Annotated in this window: 12 protein-coding genes; 5 read left to right on the top strand and 7 right to left on the bottom strand. The window is 63.2% G+C overall.

Annotated features, from left to right (window positions below; all coding sequences use genetic code 11):
- Positions 1–44 precede the first annotated feature (44 nt).
- Positions 45–10,565: an autotransporter-associated beta strand repeat-containing protein gene (locus ACW9HX_RS24695; protein ID WP_457382586.1), complete on the bottom strand. Its 10,521-nt coding sequence runs from the start codon at positions 10,563–10,565 to the stop codon at positions 45–47.
- Between the two features lie 409 nt (positions 10,566–10,974).
- Between ACW9HX_RS24695 and ACW9HX_RS24690 the strand changes: the two genes are divergently transcribed.
- Together ACW9HX_RS24690 and ACW9HX_RS24685 are read left to right on the top strand one after the other, a co-directional pair.
- Entirely contained in the window at positions 10,975–11,934 is a 960-nt protein-coding gene (locus tag ACW9HX_RS24690; RefSeq protein WP_457382585.1) for a nucleoside-specific channel-forming protein Tsx, read from the top strand.
- 14 nt (positions 11,935–11,948) lie between these two features.
- Positions 11,949–12,971 (top strand): purine-nucleoside phosphorylase, encoded by a 1,023-nt coding sequence (locus tag ACW9HX_RS24685; RefSeq protein WP_457382584.1) that lies wholly within the window; start codon positions 11,949–11,951, stop codon positions 12,969–12,971.
- 66 nt (positions 12,972–13,037) lie between these two features.
- Here ACW9HX_RS24685 and ACW9HX_RS24680 read toward each other — a convergent pair whose 3' ends face one another.
- From ACW9HX_RS24680 to ACW9HX_RS24670, 3 genes are all read right to left on the bottom strand, one after another.
- Positions 13,038–13,994: a quinone oxidoreductase family protein gene (locus tag ACW9HX_RS24680; RefSeq protein ID WP_457382583.1), complete on the bottom strand. Its 957-nt coding sequence runs from the start codon at positions 13,992–13,994 to the stop codon at positions 13,038–13,040.
- 31 nt (positions 13,995–14,025) lie between these two features.
- Positions 14,026–14,199: a DUF1427 family protein gene (locus ACW9HX_RS24675; protein WP_457382582.1), complete on the bottom strand. Its 174-nt coding sequence runs from the start codon at positions 14,197–14,199 to the stop codon at positions 14,026–14,028.
- Between the two features lie 89 nt (positions 14,200–14,288).
- Entirely contained in the window at positions 14,289–15,068 is a 780-nt protein-coding gene (locus tag ACW9HX_RS24670) for an AraC family transcriptional regulator (RefSeq protein ID WP_457382581.1), read from the bottom strand.
- Between the two features lie 146 nt (positions 15,069–15,214).
- Here ACW9HX_RS24670 and ACW9HX_RS24665 point away from each other — a divergent pair, with 146 nt between their 5' ends.
- Positions 15,215–15,442 (top strand): DUF6555 family protein, encoded by a 228-nt coding sequence (locus tag ACW9HX_RS24665; protein WP_096821993.1) that lies wholly within the window; start codon positions 15,215–15,217, stop codon positions 15,440–15,442.
- Positions 15,443–15,480: 38 nt separating this feature from the next.
- Entirely contained in the window at positions 15,481–15,753 is a 273-nt protein-coding gene (locus ACW9HX_RS24660) for a hypothetical protein (protein ID WP_457382580.1), read from the top strand.
- A 24-nt stretch (positions 15,754–15,777) separates the two neighbouring features.
- Here the strand turns inward: ACW9HX_RS24660 and ACW9HX_RS24655 are convergent, their stop codons facing one another.
- The 3 genes from ACW9HX_RS24655 to ACW9HX_RS24645 form a co-directional block, all read right to left on the bottom strand.
- Positions 15,778–15,945 (bottom strand): metallothionein, encoded by a 168-nt coding sequence (locus tag ACW9HX_RS24655; RefSeq protein ID WP_074689145.1) that lies wholly within the window; start codon positions 15,943–15,945, stop codon positions 15,778–15,780.
- A 489-nt stretch (positions 15,946–16,434) separates the two neighbouring features.
- On the bottom strand, positions 16,435–16,890 hold the full coding sequence (locus ACW9HX_RS24650) for a DMT family transporter (RefSeq protein ID WP_011335098.1): 456 nt from the start codon (positions 16,888–16,890) through the stop codon (positions 16,435–16,437).
- 4 nt (positions 16,891–16,894) lie between these two features.
- Positions 16,895–17,383: a DMT family transporter gene (locus ACW9HX_RS24645; RefSeq protein ID WP_115078582.1), complete on the bottom strand. Its 489-nt coding sequence runs from the start codon at positions 17,381–17,383 to the stop codon at positions 16,895–16,897.
- A gap of 112 nt (positions 17,384–17,495) precedes the next feature.
- Here ACW9HX_RS24645 and ACW9HX_RS24640 point away from each other — a divergent pair, with 112 nt between their 5' ends.
- Complete coding sequence (locus tag ACW9HX_RS24640; protein WP_457382579.1) at positions 17,496–18,431, top strand: LysR family transcriptional regulator; 936 nt, start codon at positions 17,496–17,498, stop codon at positions 18,429–18,431.
- The last annotated feature ends 53 nt before the right edge of the window (positions 18,432–18,484 follow it).

Below are 18,484 nucleotides of genomic sequence, written 5' to 3'. Positions count from 1 at the left end.
AAAAAAAACCGCCCTTTCGGGCGGCTAAAGTGCTTCGACCATGATCAGAAGCTTTGGCTGAAGCTGATGGTCATCGCGCTGTCGTTGTTGTCGCTGGACACCTGACCCGAATAGCCGATGCCGAGCTTGCCGGTCGGGCTGGTCTGGAAGTCCACGCCGGCTTCGAGCAACGCGCTGTCCTTGGCAATCGGCACGCCCTGGGTGCTGAACGACGCGCCACCATCGATGAAGGTCAGGTCGGCGTCAGGCTTGGTGTCGCCGTAGGCATGCCGCCAGCCGATCGCTGCACGCGGGGTCAGTTGGCTGCCGTTGGCCAGGGTCACCAACTTGCCGATGCGCACGCCGAGGGTCGAGTAGGTGATGTCCTGATCGGCATCGCCCTTCAGGCGCCCCACTCCGCCTTTTTCCTTGGCGGTGTCGCTGTCGTAGTTGACGTAGGCCAGGCCGGCGAACGGTTCGATGGCAACGCCTGCCGCATTGATGGCGTACCCCACTTCACCGAACACCTGGGCACTGCGTGCATCGTAGTCAGCCTTCAGACGGTCGTTGTAGGCACCGACGCTGACGTCGCGCTTGGTCTCGATGCTGTGCCAGCTGTAAGCCGCGCCGAGGCGCACGGCCAGTGCATCGAACTGCGAGCTCAGGTAACCCGCCAGGTGGTAGCTGTCGACCTTGGCATCGGAGTTGCGATCGTGGGCGTTGAGGTTGCCACGGGTGTAACCCGCCGCCATCCCGGCACGCCATTGATCGTCGAGTTGCTTGTCGGTGCCGAGCATGAAACCGCCGAGGCTGCGATCGACTTTCGCCGTGTTGCTGTCGCCGCCCATGTCGCCCCAGGCACCAATCGCACGGGCCCAGCCGACCATTTCACCGTGACAACCGTTGCTGCTCAGCTGGGTGTCGCTCGGTGCCAGTGTCCGGCGAGGATCATCCGACGCGCTGCAAGTCGGCTGACGCATGCGGTCATTGACCGCTTCACGTACAAAACGGGAATCCTCGAGAACGGCGCTCGCGGTGCTGGCATGGATCTCCCCGGACAGACTGTCGAAGGCGTGACGCGCGCCGGCAACGCTGAGGTTGACGATTTCGTTCTGCAGCGCAGCACCGGCCGGTCCGTTACGCATCAACGCCGAGGCGGTGTTGCGCTGGTTGCGGGTGGCGGCGACGTCGACGAACGAGTTGCCGTTGCGGCTGACCACCAGGTTCACCGCGTCAGGGCTGTAGACCAGCGCCGTGTCGAGGAACGCGTATTGCGGCAGATCGGCTGCACTGAATGTACCCACGACCCCGCCACCGGCGGTGATCAGCGAGTACACGGTGTTGCCGGTGAACGGCGCCAGGCTGTTCACTTGCAGGCCCCCGCCCAAACTGGCCGTACCGCCGACCGCCAGTGGCGTGGCAGTTGGCGAGCTGACCGTCAGGGCCAGCACGCCGTCAGCGGCGTTGGTCAGGTTGCCCGCCACACTCAAGGTACCGTCCCCGCCACCGGAGGCCACCACCCCGTGGTTGACCACCGAACCGACGCTGCCGTTACCGCTCAGGGCCGCGCCGTTGGCCACGGTCACTTGACCGCCCAGCGATGCCCGCGCCGCACGGCTGCCGACTTGCAGCACGCCTTGATCGACCAAGACAGTGCCGCTGAACGGTTGATCGCCGATCAACAGCAACCGCCCCGCGCCACGTTTGGCCAGTGCGCCGACGCCGCTCAAGCGACCATTGAACTGGCCATCGACGTTCTGCTGAAACACCAGTGAAGCGTTGTCGATGATGTTGCCTTGCAGGCTGGTGGTGTTACCGATCAGCGTACCGCCACTGACGGTGGTGCCACCGCTGTAAGTATTGGCTGCGGTGAGGATCAGCGTGCCGGAGTCGAGTTTCTCGATCCCGCCGGTACCGATCAGCGGCACATCGATTTGCGCGCTGGCACCGGCGTTGACACGGATCGGCGCCGGGGTGCCGCCAGGTCCGTTGACCGGAGTCAGCGTGTCGCCGGCATCCGGCTCCAGGCTGTAGCCGTTGACGAGAAATTGCAGCCCGGTGAAGTTCTGGTTGCCTTGGATGGTAACCGTCCCGCCCTGCCCGCCAAACACTGCGAACTGGCCGTTGGAGCCAAGAGCCTGAGTGCCGGTCGGGTCGGTCCAGTTGGTGCCAGGCCCCCACACACCGCTGCCGCCACCGATGCTGCCGTCCGGGTTGGTCTTGCCACCGTTCCAGAACTGCACCTCGCCCGGCGTGCCTTGCACCAGCAGGTTGATTTGGTTGGCGAAGGCGCTTTGCAGGCTCAGATTGGCCGCCGAAACCGGCAGGCTACCGTAGACCAGACCGTTGTCGGTCAAGCTGCCGCCATAGGTGAACAGTTGATAGATGCCGGTGCCGAAACCACCGGCGTTAGTAATGTTCAGCGTACCGTCCAGGGTCAGGTTGCCGGCGACATTGACCACGGTTGTGGAACTGCTGGCCGAGCCGAGGGTGAAGTCCAGATTGGTCCCCGAAGACAACGCCAGGGATCCGACTGACAACGGCGTCGCGTTGCCACCGCCGAGCAGCGTCGCGCCGTTGGCCAGTTGCACCGCGCCACCGAATTGACCGCTGCCGCCGATCTTCGCGCCGCTGGCGACATTGACGCTGGCGCTGTTGAGCACGCCATTGACGTTCAGCGTACCGGCCTGCACCGCGGTGTTGCCGGTGAAGGTGTTGTTGCCGGTCAGCAGCAAGGCGCCGGTGCCGGTTTTGTTCAAAGTACCGGCGCCTGTCAGATTGCCGGTGTAGCTGCCGTCGCTGTTCTGCTCGAAGGTCAGCGCCGCATTGTTGACGATGGCGCCTTGCAAGCTGCTGGTGTCGCCACGGGTGCTGCCGCCGTTCAGCGTCGTGCCGCCGCTGTAGGTGTTGGCGCCACTGAGCACGAGGTCGCCACTGCCGTTTTTCACCAGACTGCCGCTGCCGGTGATTGCGCCGAGCAGCGTGGTGTTCTGGTTGCCGGCCAGGGTCAGTTGCGCACCCAGACTGATGGCGTTGGCCAGTTGCAGCGCCGAGGTGCTGTCGAGAGTGCCGTTGCCCAGCACAGTGAGAGCGCCGCTGCTGATCGCGCTGTTGTTGCCCAGAATCAGCGAACCGCCAGATAGCTGAGTGCCGCCGCTGTAAGTGTTGCTGCCGTTGAGGGTGAGGCTCGATGCGCCGGTCTTGATCAGACTGCCGCTGCCGCTGACCACGCCGCCGAGGGTCAACGCATTGGAGCCGGCGATGGTCAGTCCGCCGTTGAGTACCACAGCGTTGCCAAGGCTGACTGCCGTGTTGCTGTCCAGCGCCGTGCCGTTGGCAGCGGTCAACACGCCGGTACCCAGCGCGGCGTTGTTGCCGACCACAATCTTGCCGCCGTTGAGCGCGGTGCCGCCGGTGTAGCCGTTGGCAGCGTTTAGCACCAGGGTGCCGGTGTCGTATTTGCCCAGTGTGCCGGCACCGTTGATTGCTACGCCAATGGTTGCGGTAGCGTTCGGATCGACCCGCACAGTCGCATTGCCCAGCGAACCATTGACCAGATCCAACGAACCGGCCGTGCCGTTCTGCAGGCTGTAGCCATCGGTGACGAACTGCATGCCGGTGATGGTTTGCGCGCCGTTGACGGTCACAGTGCCCGCCGTGCCCTGGAACACTGCGAAGCTGTTGCCCCAGGCCTGATTGGTCGTGCCGTTGACGTCGGTCCAGTTGGTGGTGCCGGTGCCCCAGGTGCCGCTGCCGCCATCCACCGAACCGTTGGCAACGAGTTGGTTGCCGTCCCAGAACTGCACGGTGACGCCCGGAGCGGTGACCAACAGGTTGATCTGGTTGGCCAGCGCCGTTTGCAGAGTCAGGTCGCCCGGGGTGACGCTGCCCGGCACGGTGCCGATCAGCATGCCGTTGTCGGTCAGGCCACCGGTGTAGTTGATCAACCGATACACACCGCTGCCGAAACCACCGATGTCGCTGACATTGAGCGTGCCGTCGAGAGTCAGGTTGCCGCCGACGTTGACCAGCGCATTGCCGCCACCGGAAACCGGTGCGCCGAGGCCGACATCGAAGTTGGAGTTAGCGTTGAACACCAGCGAGTTCACCGACAGGGTGCTGCCGGTGGCGCCGGCCAGGTGACCGCCGTCCGCCACAGTCACGGCCCCGCCGAGCGAACCGCCACCCGTCAGGGTGCCGCCGCTGTTGACCAGCACACTGGCGCTGTCCAGCGAACCGCTGACGTTCAAGGTACCGGCGTTGACCGTGGTGTTGCCGGTCAGGCTGTTGATGCCGCTCAGGGTCAGCGTACCGGTGCCGAGCTTGTTCAGTTCTCCGGTTCCGGTAAGCACACCGCCGAAAATACTGCTGGCGTTGTTGCCGCCGATGCTCAGCGTGTTGCCGCCGCCGATCAGCGCAGTGCCGGTGCCGGTCAAGCTGGCGAGGCTGCCCGAACCGCCGAGGTTGAGAGTCGCCGCAGCGCCGAGATTGACCCCGGCGTTGCTGCCCAGCGCCGAGTTACCCAGGGTGGTCAGGCTGCCGGACTGCACATCGAAGGTGCCGCTGAAGGTGTTGTTACCGGACAGCGTCAGGTCGGCCAGACCGTTCTTGGTCAGGGTGCCTGCCCCGGCGATCACGCCGCCCAGGGTCAGGTTGTTGTTGCCCGCCACGCTGAGATTGGCATTGACGTTAAGGTTATTGGCCAGTACCAGAGGCACCGTGGTGTCGAGAGTCGTCGCACCCGCCACGGTCACCGCGCCGGAGCCCAGGCCCGCCGAAGTGCCGAGGGTCACGGTGCCGGCGTTCAGCGTGGTGCCGCCGCTGTAGGTGTTGATGCCGTTGAGGGTCAGGTTGGAGGCGCCGTTCTTGATCAGTCCGCCGGTGCCGCTGACCACGCCGCTGAGGGCCACGTCGCTGTTGCCGGTGTGGGTCAGGTTGGCGTTGAGCACCACGTTGTTGCCCAGCGACACCGAGGTGTTGCTATCCAGGGACGAAGCCCCGGCCACGGTCAGGTTGCCCAGCCCGAGGGCGCCGTTGCTGCCGGCAGTCAAGGTGCCTGCATTGAGGGTGATGCCGCCGAGGAAGTTGTTGGCCCCGCTCAGGATCAGGTTGGCCGCGCCGTTCTTGGTCAGGCTGCCGGCGCCGTTGATGGCTCCGCTGAGTGTCAGATCGTTGCTGCCGACGATGCCGAGGTTGCCTGCCAGATTGATCGCGTTACCCGCCGTGAAGGCGCCGCTGGCATCCAGGGTGGTGCCGTTCGCGGCGTTCAGGGTGGCCGAACCCAGCGCGCTGTTCGACGCCAGGATCAGGCCGCCCGCGTTCAGCGCCACCGGCCCGAGAAACGCGTTGTTGCCGCCGAGGGTCAGACTGGCCGAACCGTTCTTGATCAAGCCGCCGGTGCCGGAAATGACACCGTTGAGGGTCAAGGCATTGCTGCCGAGCACCGTGAGGTTGCCATTCAGCGTGGCAGCGTTGGCCAGGGTCACGGCAGTGTTGCTGTCCAGTTGCGTACCGGCGTTGGCGATCAACGCGCCAGTGCCCAGTGCGGTGTTGCTGCCGACCACCAGCGTGCCACCGTCCAGTTGCGTGCCACCGGTGTAGCTGTTGGCGCCATTGAGCACCAGGGTGCCGGCGTCGAGTTTGTTGAGGATGCCGCTGCCGTCGATGTTCACGCCGACCGTGGCGGTCACGCCCGGATCAACCCGCATCGCCGTGGTGCCACCGCTGCCGTTGACGGCGGTCAGCAAGCCCGCCGTGCCGTTCACCACGTTGTAGCCATCGGTGAGGAATTGCATTCCGGTGAACAGTTGCGTGCCGTTGACCGACACCGTACCGGCCGTGCCCTGGAACACCGCGAAGTCGCCGGCCCAGGCCTGGTTCAGCGTGCCGTTGGAATTGGTCCAGTTGGTGCCGCCGGCATTCCACGTGCCAGTGCCGCCATCCACCGTGCCGTTGGGGATTGTCTGGCTGCCGTCCCAGAAACGCAGGTTGGTGTTCGGGGCCGACACCACCAGGTTGACCTGGTTGCCAAGGGTCTGCACGAGGATATCGCCGAGGCCATAACCCACCGGCACACCGGCAACGGTCAGGCCGTTGTCGGTCAGCGCGCCGATGTAGTTGAACAAGCGGTAGACCCCGACGCCGAAACCGCCGGCATCGGTGACATTGAGATTGCCGTCGAGGGTCAGGTTGCCGCCGATGTTCATCAGCGATGTGGTCGATGGCGTGGCGAGGCTCGCGTCGACATTACTGTTGGCGGTGAGGATCAGCGACGAGGTGGACAAGGTATTGCCCGAGGACAACGCCAGATGACCGCCGCTGTTGATGGTGATGAAGCCCAGCGCCGAACCGGTGCCCGTGAGAGTCGCACCGTTGTTGATGTTGAGCTGGGTGCTGGCCAGAGAACCGGTGAGATTCAGCGTACCGCCGTTGACGTTGGTATTGCCGGTGAGGCCGCTGCTGCCGGTGAGGTTCAGCGTCCCGGTACCGACTTTGGTCAGCGCACCGCTGCCACCGAGATCGCCATCGAAGGTACTGGTGCTGTTCACGCCGCCCACGGTCAGGGTGTTGCCGCCGGCGATCTGCACACTGCCGCTGCCGCTCAGCCCGTTGAGGCTGGCGCTGCTGTTGAGATAGAGATTGGCACCGGCGCTGATGTTGGCGCCGGAGGTGTTGCCGAGCGCCCCGCTGCTCACGGTGGTGACGCTGCCGGAGGCGATGTTCAGCGCACCGGTGAAGGTGTTGTTGCCACTGAGCGTCAGGTCGCCAAAGCCATCCTTGGTCAGGCTGCCGGCGCCATCGATCACGCCGCTGAGGTTCAGGGTGTTGCTGCCGGCCAGGGTCAGGCCGGCGTTGAGGGTGATGTTGTTGCCGACGCTCATGCCGGTGCTGGTATCCAGCGTCGAAGCGCCGCCGACGGTCAGATCGCCACTGCCCAAGGCAGCGGCCGAGCCCAGTGTCAGCGTGCCCGCGTTCAGCGTGGTACCCCCGCTGTAGGTGTTGGTGCCGTTGATGGTCAGGTTGGCCGCGCCGTTCTTGATCAACTGGCCTGCGCCACTGATCACGCCGCCGAGGGTCAGGTCCTGGGTCCCGCCGATACTCAGCGCCGCATTGAGCACGACCGCATTGGCCAGGCTGGCCAGCGGCGAACTGCTGTCGAGCGTCGCCGCACCGCCTACCGTCAAGGCGCCAGTGCCGAGTGCCGAGCTGTTGCCGACAGTCACCGTACCGGCGTTCAACGTGGTGCCGCCGACGTAGGTGTTGGTGCCATTCAGATTCAGGTTGGCCGCGCCGTTTTTCACCAGACTGCCGGCTCCGGCGACGGTGCCGGTAAGGGTCAGATCGGCGCTGCCGCCGATATTCATGGCTCCGGCAAGGTTGACCTGGTTGCCCAGAGTGACGGCAGTGTTGGTATCCAGCGTGGTACCGGCTGCCGCGTTCAGCGCACCACTGCCCAGCGCGGTATTGCTGCCGACGATCAGTTTGCCGACGTTCAGTGCGGTGTTGCCGAAGTAGGTGTTGGCGCCATTGAGTATCAGGTCGGCGGGGCCGCTCTTGGTCAGGCCACCGACACCGGAGACCACACCCGCGAGGGTCAGCGCGTTGCTGCCACCGATGGTTACGTTACCGCCGAGGTTGACGTTGTTGGCCAGGCTGGTCGCGGTGCTGGCGTCCAGCGTGGTGTTGTTGCCGGCGTTGAGCACCCCGGTGCCGAGCGCGGTGTTGGAGCCGACGATCAATGTCCCGGCGTTCAGTGACGTTGCACCGGTGTAGGTGTTGTTGCCGGTCAGGGTCAGGGTCGAAGAACCGGTCTTGATCAGGTTGCTGCCGCCACTGATCACGCCGCCGAGGGTCAGCGGGTTGGCGCCGCCGGCAGTCAGGTTGGAGTTGAGTGCAATCGCGTTGTTCAGCGTCACGTTGGCGCTGCTGTTGAGCGTTGCGCCCGCCCCGCCCACGGTCAGCGTGCCGGTGCCGAGTGCCGCGCCATTGCCGACGGTCAGGCTGCCGGCGTTGAGTGCCGTGCCGCCGGTGAAGGTGTTGACGCCGTTGAGTGTCAGGTTGGCGGTGCCGTTCTTGATCAACTGGCTGGCACCGCTGAGCACGCCGCCCAGAATCATGCCGTTGCTGCCGCCGATGGCCAGGTTGCCGTTGAGTGCGACGTTGTTGTTCAGGATGACCGAGGTGTTGCTGTCGAGAGTCGCGGCACTGGCGACCGTCAGGGCGCCGCTGCCCAGTGCGGCGGCGTTGCCGACGGTCAGCGTGCCGGCGTTGAGGGTGGTGCCGCCGCTGAAGGTGTTGGCACCGTTGAGAATCAGGTTGGCCGCGCCGTTCTTGGTCAGCCCGCCACTGCCGCTGACCACACCGCCGAGGGTCAGGTTGGCGTTGCCGGCGATGTTCAGGTTGCCGCCCAGAGCAACAGCGTTGCTCAGCGCCACGGTGGTGCTGGCATCGAGGGTAGTGCCCGCCGCCGTGGTCAGTGCGCCGGTACCGAGTGCGGTGTTGGAGCCGACGATCAGCGTGCCGTTATTCAGTGCCGTACCACCGGAGAACGTGTTGTTGCCGCTGAGGGTCAGGTTCGCGGTGCCGCCCTTGATCAGGTTGCCGGCGCCACTGATGACGCCGCTCAGGCCCAGCGCCTGAGTGCCGCCGATGGTCAGGTCCGCCGCCAGGGCTACCGCGTTGGCCAGGGTCACCGCCGTGGTCGCATCCAGCGTGGTCCCGGCGGCAGCATTCAAAGCGCCGGTGCCGAGTGCCGTGTTACTGCCGACGAACAGGGTGCCGCCGTTGAGCGCGGTGGTGCCGCTGTTGGTGTTGTTGCCGGTCAGGGTCAGGCTGGCGCTGCCGCTCTTGGTGATCGCGCCGGTGCCGGAGACGATGCCGGCCAGGGTCAGGGCGTTGCTGCCGAGCACGTTCAACACACCGGTGATGCCGACGTTGTTGGCCAGGGTCACGTTGCCGGTGCTGTCGAGGCTGGTGCCGTTGCTGGTGTTGAGTACACCGGTGCCCAGAGCGTTGTTGTTGCCGACGCGCAAGGTGCCGGCACTGAGGCTGGTGATCCCGGTGTAGGTGTTGATGCCGTTGAGGGTCAGGCTGCCGCTGCCGGTTTTGGTCAGGTTGGCGGCGCCGCTGATCACCCCGCCCAGGGTCAGCGCGCCGGTGCCGGTTGCGGTCAGGGTGCTGTTGAGCGTGATCGCGTTAGCCAGCGAAATCGGCGTCGTCGCCGAGATGCTCGAAGAGCCTCCAACGGTGATGCCGCCGGTGCTGAACGCCTGGTTGTTGCCCACCAGCACCACACCGCCGTTGAGCACGGTGTTGCCGGAGTAAGTGTTGATGCCGTTGAGGTTGATCTGGCCGCTGCCGATCTTGGTCAGGCCGCCGGTGCCGGAGATCACACCGTTGAGGGTCATGCCGTTGATGCCCTGCAGGGTCAGGCCGCTGGCGCCCAGATTGATCTGGTTGGCCAGCGTCAAACCGGCGTTGCTGGCTTGAAGTATCCCGCCATTGGATGTCAGCACACCGCTGCCGAACGCCGCGTTGTCATTGAACTGCGCGACACCGCCATTGAGCGTGGTCGCACCGCTGACCAGTGGCCCCTGCAAGGTCCAGGTGCCGCTGTTGAGGGTCAGGTTGTTGAAGTTGACGTAGGTCGCGCTGGAAGCCGTGCCGGTGCCGGTGGTGCCGCCACCGAGACCGATCGGGTTTTGCAGGATCAGCGTGTTGGTACCGGCCGCACCGCCATCGATCGTCCCGGTCGGGGCAAACGTCAGGTTGACGCCAATCAGGCCACCGAGTCCGACGGACACTTGCACACCGTCGCCGACGTTAACGCTGGAACCTGTGATCGCGTAGAAGGTGTTGGTGCTGCCCGCCCCCATCGACACACCGCCGGTGATGTTACCGGCGTTGGTGAAGGTGTTGCCCGCCACCGAGGTTTCGAACGCGACCCGGCCGTTGATCGTACCGCTGGCGCTGTTGGTCATGTTGACTTGCGAACCGCCATACACCCCGACCACTGGCGTATCGGCCAGGGTGATGCCGCCGACCGACAGCCCGGTCGAGGTAATCGTACCGTCGTTGGTGATGGTCGTAGTGCCCGACACCGAGTTGTTCACGGCAATCCCCAGACCGTCGATGCTGGTCAGGTTGAGGCCGAGCAACATGCCGGTGCCGCGAATGAGCCCGGTGGTGTTGTTGACGATGCTCACCGTGCTGGTCGCGCCGGTGCCGATGAATGCACCGCCACTGAGGATCGACACCAGGCCCAGCAAGGCCGGGTCGAGGGTGCCGGAGTTGTTCAGGTTGATGTTGGCCCCGGTCAGATTGATCACCTTGCCGCCCAGGGTGGCGTTCATCTGCGCGCCATTGGTGACGTTGACCGTCAGGCCGCTGGTGGCACTGCTGTAATCGTTGAGAAACAGCGGCAGCGTCGGGACACCCGAACAGGTAATCGTGGAGCCGGCAGCCGAGCAGGTGGCGAACGCCTGCTCACTGACCCCGCCGAACAGTAGCCCGGCGACACTCAGATGCACAGCAAGGGAAAGTGGGGAAAAACGCGAAACGAGGGCGACACTGAACCTTGCTTCCACGGGTTACTCCTTTCGTGGCCAATTTCATCCTTGAAAAGCGTGCAACTGCGGCAAGATCCAACACGCGTATCAAGCGTATGACGGTCATCAGATAAACCGTCTATTCCAGACACACGCTAGTTGATGCCCTCCGATGGGGCACCGGTTAAATAGTGTTAATACTTTTGTGCGATAAGCCTCTGCGGCAATACTTCCAGCCGCTCTTAACAAGGACTGGAGGTATTTTTGAAAAAGCCTGGAAACACCTGACCGGATGGGCAGGTAAATCGACAAATTGATTTGAATTTCAGTCGACTGAACAAATTGGTACGGCTTGTGCAAACGTTTGCGAGTCGCTGTTGACCACTTTTTCGTTACAAAACCGTACAGTCCCCGATATCCCGGGGTTTATCTGCAAAAAGGACTTTGAATGCACGCTTCTTCCTGCCGCCGCCGTCGTGGTGCGCGCACCGTTGCTGTTTCCCTGCTACTGGCCGGCGTTACCGGAGTTCTCAGCCATACCGCGCTGGCGCAACCTGCCCTGCCCGAAGAATCCGCCCAGGGTGAAGCCCTCAGCCCCGAAGCCAGCCCGCCGAAAAAAGGTGCGTACCTGTCGGACTGGTATAACCAGGATCTGATGCTGATCGGCAGCAAGGACATCAGCTTCGGCCCGCAACCGGCCGACGACATCTATCTGGAATACGAGTACTTCGGGCGCAAGGGCCCGTTCGAGCTGTACGGCTACGTCGACATTCCGAAAATCTTCAACATCGGCAACAGCCACGACAAAGGCGTGTGGGACCACGGCTCGCCAGTGTTCATGGAGCACGAACCGCGCATCTCCATCGACTACCTCGCCGGCCGCAGCCTGGCCATCGGGCCGTTCAAGGAATGGTATGTGGCGTTCGACTGGATCTACGATCACGGCAGCCGCAAGGAAAACCGCGCCAACACGCTGTACAGCGGTTTCGGCACCGACATCGACACCCATTCGCGGGTCAATCTGTCGGCCAACCTGTACGGGCGTTACCAGTGGGAAAACTACGGCGCCAGCAATGAATATTCGTGGGACGGCTACCGGGCGCAGCTCAAATACATTGTGCCGATCGACAAGTTCAGCAACGGCGCCTCGCTGACCTACATTGGCTTCACCAACTTCGACTTCGGCTCCGACCTGCACAAGGACAACCCGGCGCGCACCGCCAATGCCACCGTGGCAACCAACGTCCTGCTGTACTCGTTCACGCACTTGCGCTTCACCCTGGTTGGCCGTTACTTCCACAACGGCGGCAACTGGGACGACGGCAGCGAGCTGAATTTCGGCGACGGTAACTTCCGCGCCCGTTCCAATGGCTGGGGTTACTACGCCGGCATCGGTTATCAGTTCTGAATCCAGGAGCAATCATGAAAGCAATGACGCGAGTATCACTGGCCGCTGCGGCCCTGCTCTCTTCCACCGCATGGGCGGCTGAGGCTCCGATTCAGCCGAAAGTCGTGCTGATCACCATGTTCGCCCCGGAGGCACAGCACTGGATCGATCGCCTCGAACTCAAACAGGAAATCCGCGTGCCGGGCCTGTCGGCCGAGTACCCGACCATCCGCTGCAACACGCAGCAGGTGTGCCTGATGACCACCGGCATGGGCCAGACCAACGCTGCCGCCTCGACCCTGGCACTGGCGCTGTCGCCGAAATTCGACCTGCGCAAAAGCTACTTCCTGATTGCCGGGATTGCCGGCATCAGCCCGAAACACGGGACCATCGGTACCGCTGCGTGGGCACATTATCTGGTCGAGTTCGGTACTCAGTGGGAGCTTGATTCGCGCGATGCGCCATCGAGTTGGCCGACCGGTTACCTCGGCATCAACACGAAAGGCCCGAACGAAAAACCGCCGCTGGACTATAAGACCGAAGTCTTCGAACTCAACCCGAAACTGCAGGCCAAGGCCTACGCCCTGAGCCACAAGGTCGAGCTGAGCGAAAGCAAGGAATCGGCCGCGTGGCGCCTGAAATACCCGGCAGCGCCGGCCAATCAGCCGCCGGTGGTCACCCGTTGCGACACGCTGGCGGGCAACACCTGGTTCTCCGGCACACGCCTGAGCGAACGCGCCGAGGTCTGGACCAAATTGCTGACCGACAACAAGGGCGAATACTGCACCACCCAACAGGAAGACAACTCCACCTACGAAGCCTTGCTGCGCGCCAGCCGCGAGGGCCTGGTGGACGTGCAGCGCCTGGCCGTGGTGCGCGCCGGCTCCGACTTCGACCGCCCGGCGCCGGGCGGCAGCGAAGTGGACAACCTGCTCAAGTACGCCGATCAGGGTGGATTTGTGCCGGCCCTGGAAAACCTCTACCGCACGGGTAATCCGCTGGTGCAGGACATCCTGAAAAACTGGTCGGCGTGGGAGAACGGCGTCCCGCAATCCTGAGACCCACAAAACCGTGGGAGCAGACTCGCTCCCACGGTTTTGTGAAGTGATGAAGAACAGAGACCGTCAGGGGATAAGAATAACCTTGTCGCCACTGCCCTGATTCACATCGGCATATCGTGCCAGTCCTTCGGCCAACGGCGCTTCGACAAGCCCTTGCGGCAGTGGCAGCAAGTCTTCGTCGAAGAACCGGCCGAACTGTTCGAGCATCGCCGCACAGGCTTCAACGCCGTACAGCAGGGAGTTGATGCCAACCACGGAACCGCCCTTGCGATACAGGGCCAGCGCCGGCAGTTGCACATGCCCGTCCACCGGTGCGGCGATGATCGCAATACGTCCGAAAGGTGCCAGCGCCGGCACCGAGGCCGGCAACCAGAAACCGGTGGTGTCGAAGATCACGTCGGCACCGCCGCGATACACCGCGTTGACCTGCGCGCCGAAGTCCTCGGGCTTGTCCAGCTGGATCGTCTGATAACCCTGCGCCTGCAACTCCTTGACCTGCTCCGGCCGCCGCGCCGCCGCCAGCAACTGCGCGCCACGCACCTTGGCCAGTGCCAAGGCAGCCGTCGCCACCGCCCCGCCGCCGATCACCAGCAAACGGGTTTCAGCGCTGACCAGACTGCGCTCCAGCGCATCCCACGCCGTGGTGTAAGGCACGCCGAGGCTGGCAGCCTGGGTGAAACTCAGGTGCGAAGGTTTGTGCGCCACGCCATTGGCCGGCAGTTTGACGAACTGCGCATGGGAACCGTCGGCGAAAAAGCCCAGCTCACGCCCGGTGCCCCAGACTTCCTGACCGATCAACGCCTGCGGCCCTTCGACCACCACACCGGCAAAGTCCCGCCCGGGAATACGTGGCAGCGTGGTGTAAGGGAAACGTCCGAGCACGTTCTTCACGTCGCTGGGGTTCAGGCCGGCAGCCTTGATCTGCACCAGTACCTCATCGGCCCCCGGCACCGGTGTCGGCACCTCGACGAAGCGCAGGGAAGACAAGTCGCCGGTTTGATCGAATTGCAGTGCTTTCATGAGTTCATCCACCGAATGAAAAAAAGAAAATTCAGGACAGCCAGCCGCTGATCAGTTGCCGGCCCATCGGCCACAATTGCTCGCCCGCCAGCATGCCCAACAGGCCGACCAGCGCAATGGCCGGCGGTGCCGGGGAACGGAAATCCAGCGCGCCATACAACAGGCCGACGCCCAGACCGATGCCCAGGGAAATCAGGTAGTTCATGGGATCACTCCGCCACATAAAGGGAATGGGCAAAGTCTAGGGAAAGGCTGCGACCGACACCGGCCAAGGACTTCTGAATTTCGGCCAAATCAGCCTGAAAGCTGTCCGGCCCCGAACTGCGAAGGCGCCACGCCCAGTTCACGGCGGAACATGTCGCTGAAACTGCTCGGCGAATAACCCAGCTCACGGGCAATCGAGCTGACCGGCACGCCCTGAATCAACTCCGCCACCGCCGTCGCCAATTGCACCTGCCGCCGCCACTCGGCAAAGCCCATGCCCAGCCCTTCCTTGAACAGGCGTGCAAGCGTCCGCACGCTGGCCCCGGCGTTCTCGGCGTGCTGTTCGAAAGGGATCTCCAGCGACGGCGCGGCCATCACTGCCTGACACAGACTCATCAGCCGCCGGTCGGCATCGTCTGGCAACGGAATCTTCAACTGCGAACGCCTTGCGCGTTTCAGCTCCAGCAGCGCCAGCCCGACCAGCGCCTCGTAATACTCGGCATCGCCGCTGTCGCCCTGCGCCACCAGTCCGACAATCAACTCGCGCAGCAGACCGCCAACCTCAATGACCTGCACCGTGTCATCCAGCGTTGCTGCCAGCGCCGGTCGCAGGTAGATATTGCGCATCTGCAAATCCGACACCACCCGAATCCCATGCGGCACCCCCGGCGGCAACCACACCGCCCGCTGTGGCGGCACCACCAGCGCCTCGTGCGGGGTCTCGACCCACATCACGCCGCTCATCGCATACAGCAACTGCCCCCAGACATGCTCATGCGGCTCGATGAACAACCCGCGCGGATACGTGCGCGCCAGCGGCTGTACCGGCACATCGGTATCACTCAGATCGGGGGGCGCGGCGAGGGCCATGGCTAACATTCATCGGGATTGGCGAAAGCGCCATGGTAACCAGTCCGCCCCCTCGCTCGCCATTGATAGATACCGTCGGACAATCCGAGTGAATTTTCCCGGTGCGCAGCGATCCTTCTATTACCACAGGGAGGAAGATCGGCTTTATGAACAACGCAAAACTGTTTGTTATCGAATACACCCTTCACGGCGCGCCGAAGTCGTTCATTATCCGCTCGGACAAAATGGACAACACCGAGGCGTGGCACTGGGCAAGCTGCGACGCCGGGGTAGGCCGCATCCCGCGCTTCGGCCGGGAAAAGGTGCAAAAGACCAGCAAGCCTGCGGCGGAAAAATTCGGCGTGGAAAACGTCACGTGGCGACCGGCAAGCTAAGCTGTGGCGCAGGTGGGGACTATTTCGGGGGAACACACATGACGACCATCAGCAGCCCGGCGCATCTGGACTACAGCCTGGACACCGCATCCGGCCGAGTCACCAGAAGCATCGACTGCCCGGTTGGCCTGGAACCTGTCGAAAACGATCCCTACTGCTTCGCCCTGCGCGTCCCGGCCCCGCAGCCGGAAGACCTTGAACAGGCCACTACCGTCGACGTCAGAGTCGAAGGCCGACGCCTGCAAGGCACCGTCCGCCACACCGAACGCCTGGACGACAACAGCCTGAAACTGCAAGTGGAGCCTGACTAGGCTCCACTTTTTTCATGCTGGCCGTTATTTGGGGTGTGCACACTGACAACCCTTGCCAGAACACTCCTCGCCACTTTTGTGATGATGCGCGCAGGCCTCACAGCAATAATGCTTACCGTGCGCCACATAAGAATGCTCACCCTCCTTGATCGTGCAACGACATCCCGGACAATCGCATTTTCTATCTGCCATGGAACAGACTCCTTTTGTGGTGGTTGTCTGAGGCTGAAAGAACAAGCCGTGCTACCAGTGTAGAAGGTGAAAACCACCCAACAACCAAACCACTCAACACTCAATACTCACCACTCACCATCCCCCCCACCACTCACCACTCCCCACGATGAGCGTTAGCTCGAGTACCGCTTTTGATCGCAAGGCCCGTCGGCAGGCTGAGTGGAGGGATTTATCCGGGGTGGGAGCGCAGCGACCGTTTGGCGAAGCCAAACACATCGAGAGGAGGTGCAGCGAAGCAAACCGTAGGCGATGCCCCCGGATCAATCCCGGAGCGAAGGAACCCGAGCCACAGCGAGGGCCGTACGTCAGGGCCCAAGACCTTTGGTTCCTTTGGGGCGTTTGCCAAAGGGACTCGCCGTAAGGGCGAAACCGCCAGCCGCAACACCCGAAAAAATGGATATTCACCCCAAACAACCCAGAGCGTGGTCGGCCCAAAGGCCGCCACGTTCAAACAGCCTGACGCACGCTACTGCGATACATGAAAACCAACGCCAACCCCAAACAAACCATCGCCAAAACCCGACTAGAAGACAACTCAATCGCCGGATTCCCCAACCAGCCAAAATTATCGATCAGCATCCCCATTCCAAGCTGCCCGACAATAACCGCCACCGTCGCCACAGCCGTACCAACGCGCGGGACCGCACCAACCATGACCATCATATAAACCACCCCAAACAAAGCACCACTGAGCTGCCACTTCGGCACATCCAGCAGGCTGACCGCATGGGCCGGTTCGAAAAACAGAATCAACAACCCCGTAGAAACAGCGCCGACGACAAACGTCAACAAACTACTGCGCAACACCCCAACAGTCTCCCCCAGACGCCCATTGATCGCCGCCTGCACACTCAACACCGCACCGGCCAACACCACCACCGCCAACAAAATCACCAGACTCATCTCATCAACCCCGCGCAATCAAAATCAGTGCCGCCACAATCAACCCCAACGCCAGCCAACGCTCGGCGTTGACCTTCTTGCGCGTGGCACCAAACCAGCCGAAATGGTCAATCAGCACACTCTTGCCAACCTGCCCCGACAGAATCGCAATCATCGTCATTGCAATCCCGATGTGCGGCGTGGCCAGGGTCAGCACCACCACATACATCGGCCCCAGAAACCCGCCGATCAACTGCCAGCGCGGCAGATCGGTCAGCGCAGGGCCTTTCTGAGGCCCCGCAAACAGCAACAGCAAAAACAGAATCGCCGACCCAACCCCGAAGATGCTCAAGGTCGCCCACAAATGTCCGACCTGCTCACCCAATGGCCCGAGCAACCCCGCCTCCACCGACAACCCCATGCCGGCCAGAATCACCAACGGCAACAGCAACAAGCGCAAACCCGGCCGGGCGACCGGGGCCGGTGCGGCACTCACTTCATCAAACGACTGCATCTACAAAAACCTCTGAAGAAAACGATGGCGCGGATTATCGGCTGGCACAGCTGTGCGATAAATGGGAGCATCCGGACAACACTTTTGCGCAACTCGCACAGCAGGACACACGATGCACGGGCTCAACGAACTGGGATTCAAGGCGCTAAGGCTGTTTGTGGCGGTGCTCGATCACGGCAGCTTTTCCGAGGTCGCCCGCCGCGAGGGCGTGGCGCCCTCCTCGATTTCCCGGCAGATCCAGTTGATGGAGCAAGCGCTGAACCAGCAATTGCTGTACCGCCACACCCGCGCCGTGACGCCGACCGAAGCCGGGCGCATGCTCGGCCACCACGCGCGACTGGTGCTGGTGCAACTGGAAGAGGCCGAACAGGCGTTGCAGGAACAGCAAAGCGAACCGACAGGGCTGGTGCGGATCAACGCCCCGGTGGTGTTCGGCCAGCGCCACCTGACACCATGGCTCGGTCGTTTGTGCGAGCGCTATCCGAAGCTGCAACTGGACATCCAGCAAACCGACCACTACATCGATCCGCTGCAGGAAGGCGCCGACCTGTTGTTCCGCATCGGTCCGCTTCACGACTCAAGCATGCAGGCGCGGATTCTGGCGCCGCACCGCTTTCAGGTCGCGGCCAGCCCGGCGTATCTCAAACGTTTCGGCACGCCACAACATCCCGAAGACCTCGCCCGCCACCAGTGTCTGGCCTACAAGGGCGCGACCGGCCAGCAGCGCTGGTTCTTCCGTCAGGATCAGGGCGAGTGGACGCCGTATTCGGTCAAGGGCCCGATCACCGGCAACCACGCCGACACCCTGACACAGGCCGCCGAACAGGGTTTGGGGCTGGTGATGTTTCCGTCATGGCTGATCGGCGAGGCCGTGCGTGAGGGCACGCTGGTGCCGGTGCTGGGGGAGTATCAGGTGTCGAACAGTGTGGAGCCGCAGCAGATTGCGGTGCTGTGGCCGGGGAGTCGGCGGTTGTCGGTGAAGGTGCGGACGGTGATTGATTTCTTTGTTGAGTGTTTTGGGGAGGTTCCTTATTGGGATCGTCCCTGAAGATCAAAAGCCCCCTCACCCTAACCCTCCCGAAACGTCGGACCGCCCGGAGG

It is taken from the genome of Pseudomonas sp. SDO52101_S400, assembly GCF_054071635.1.
The sequence above is the reverse complement of the archived record's forward strand: the minus strand, read 5'-3'. Positions and strand labels throughout refer to the sequence as shown.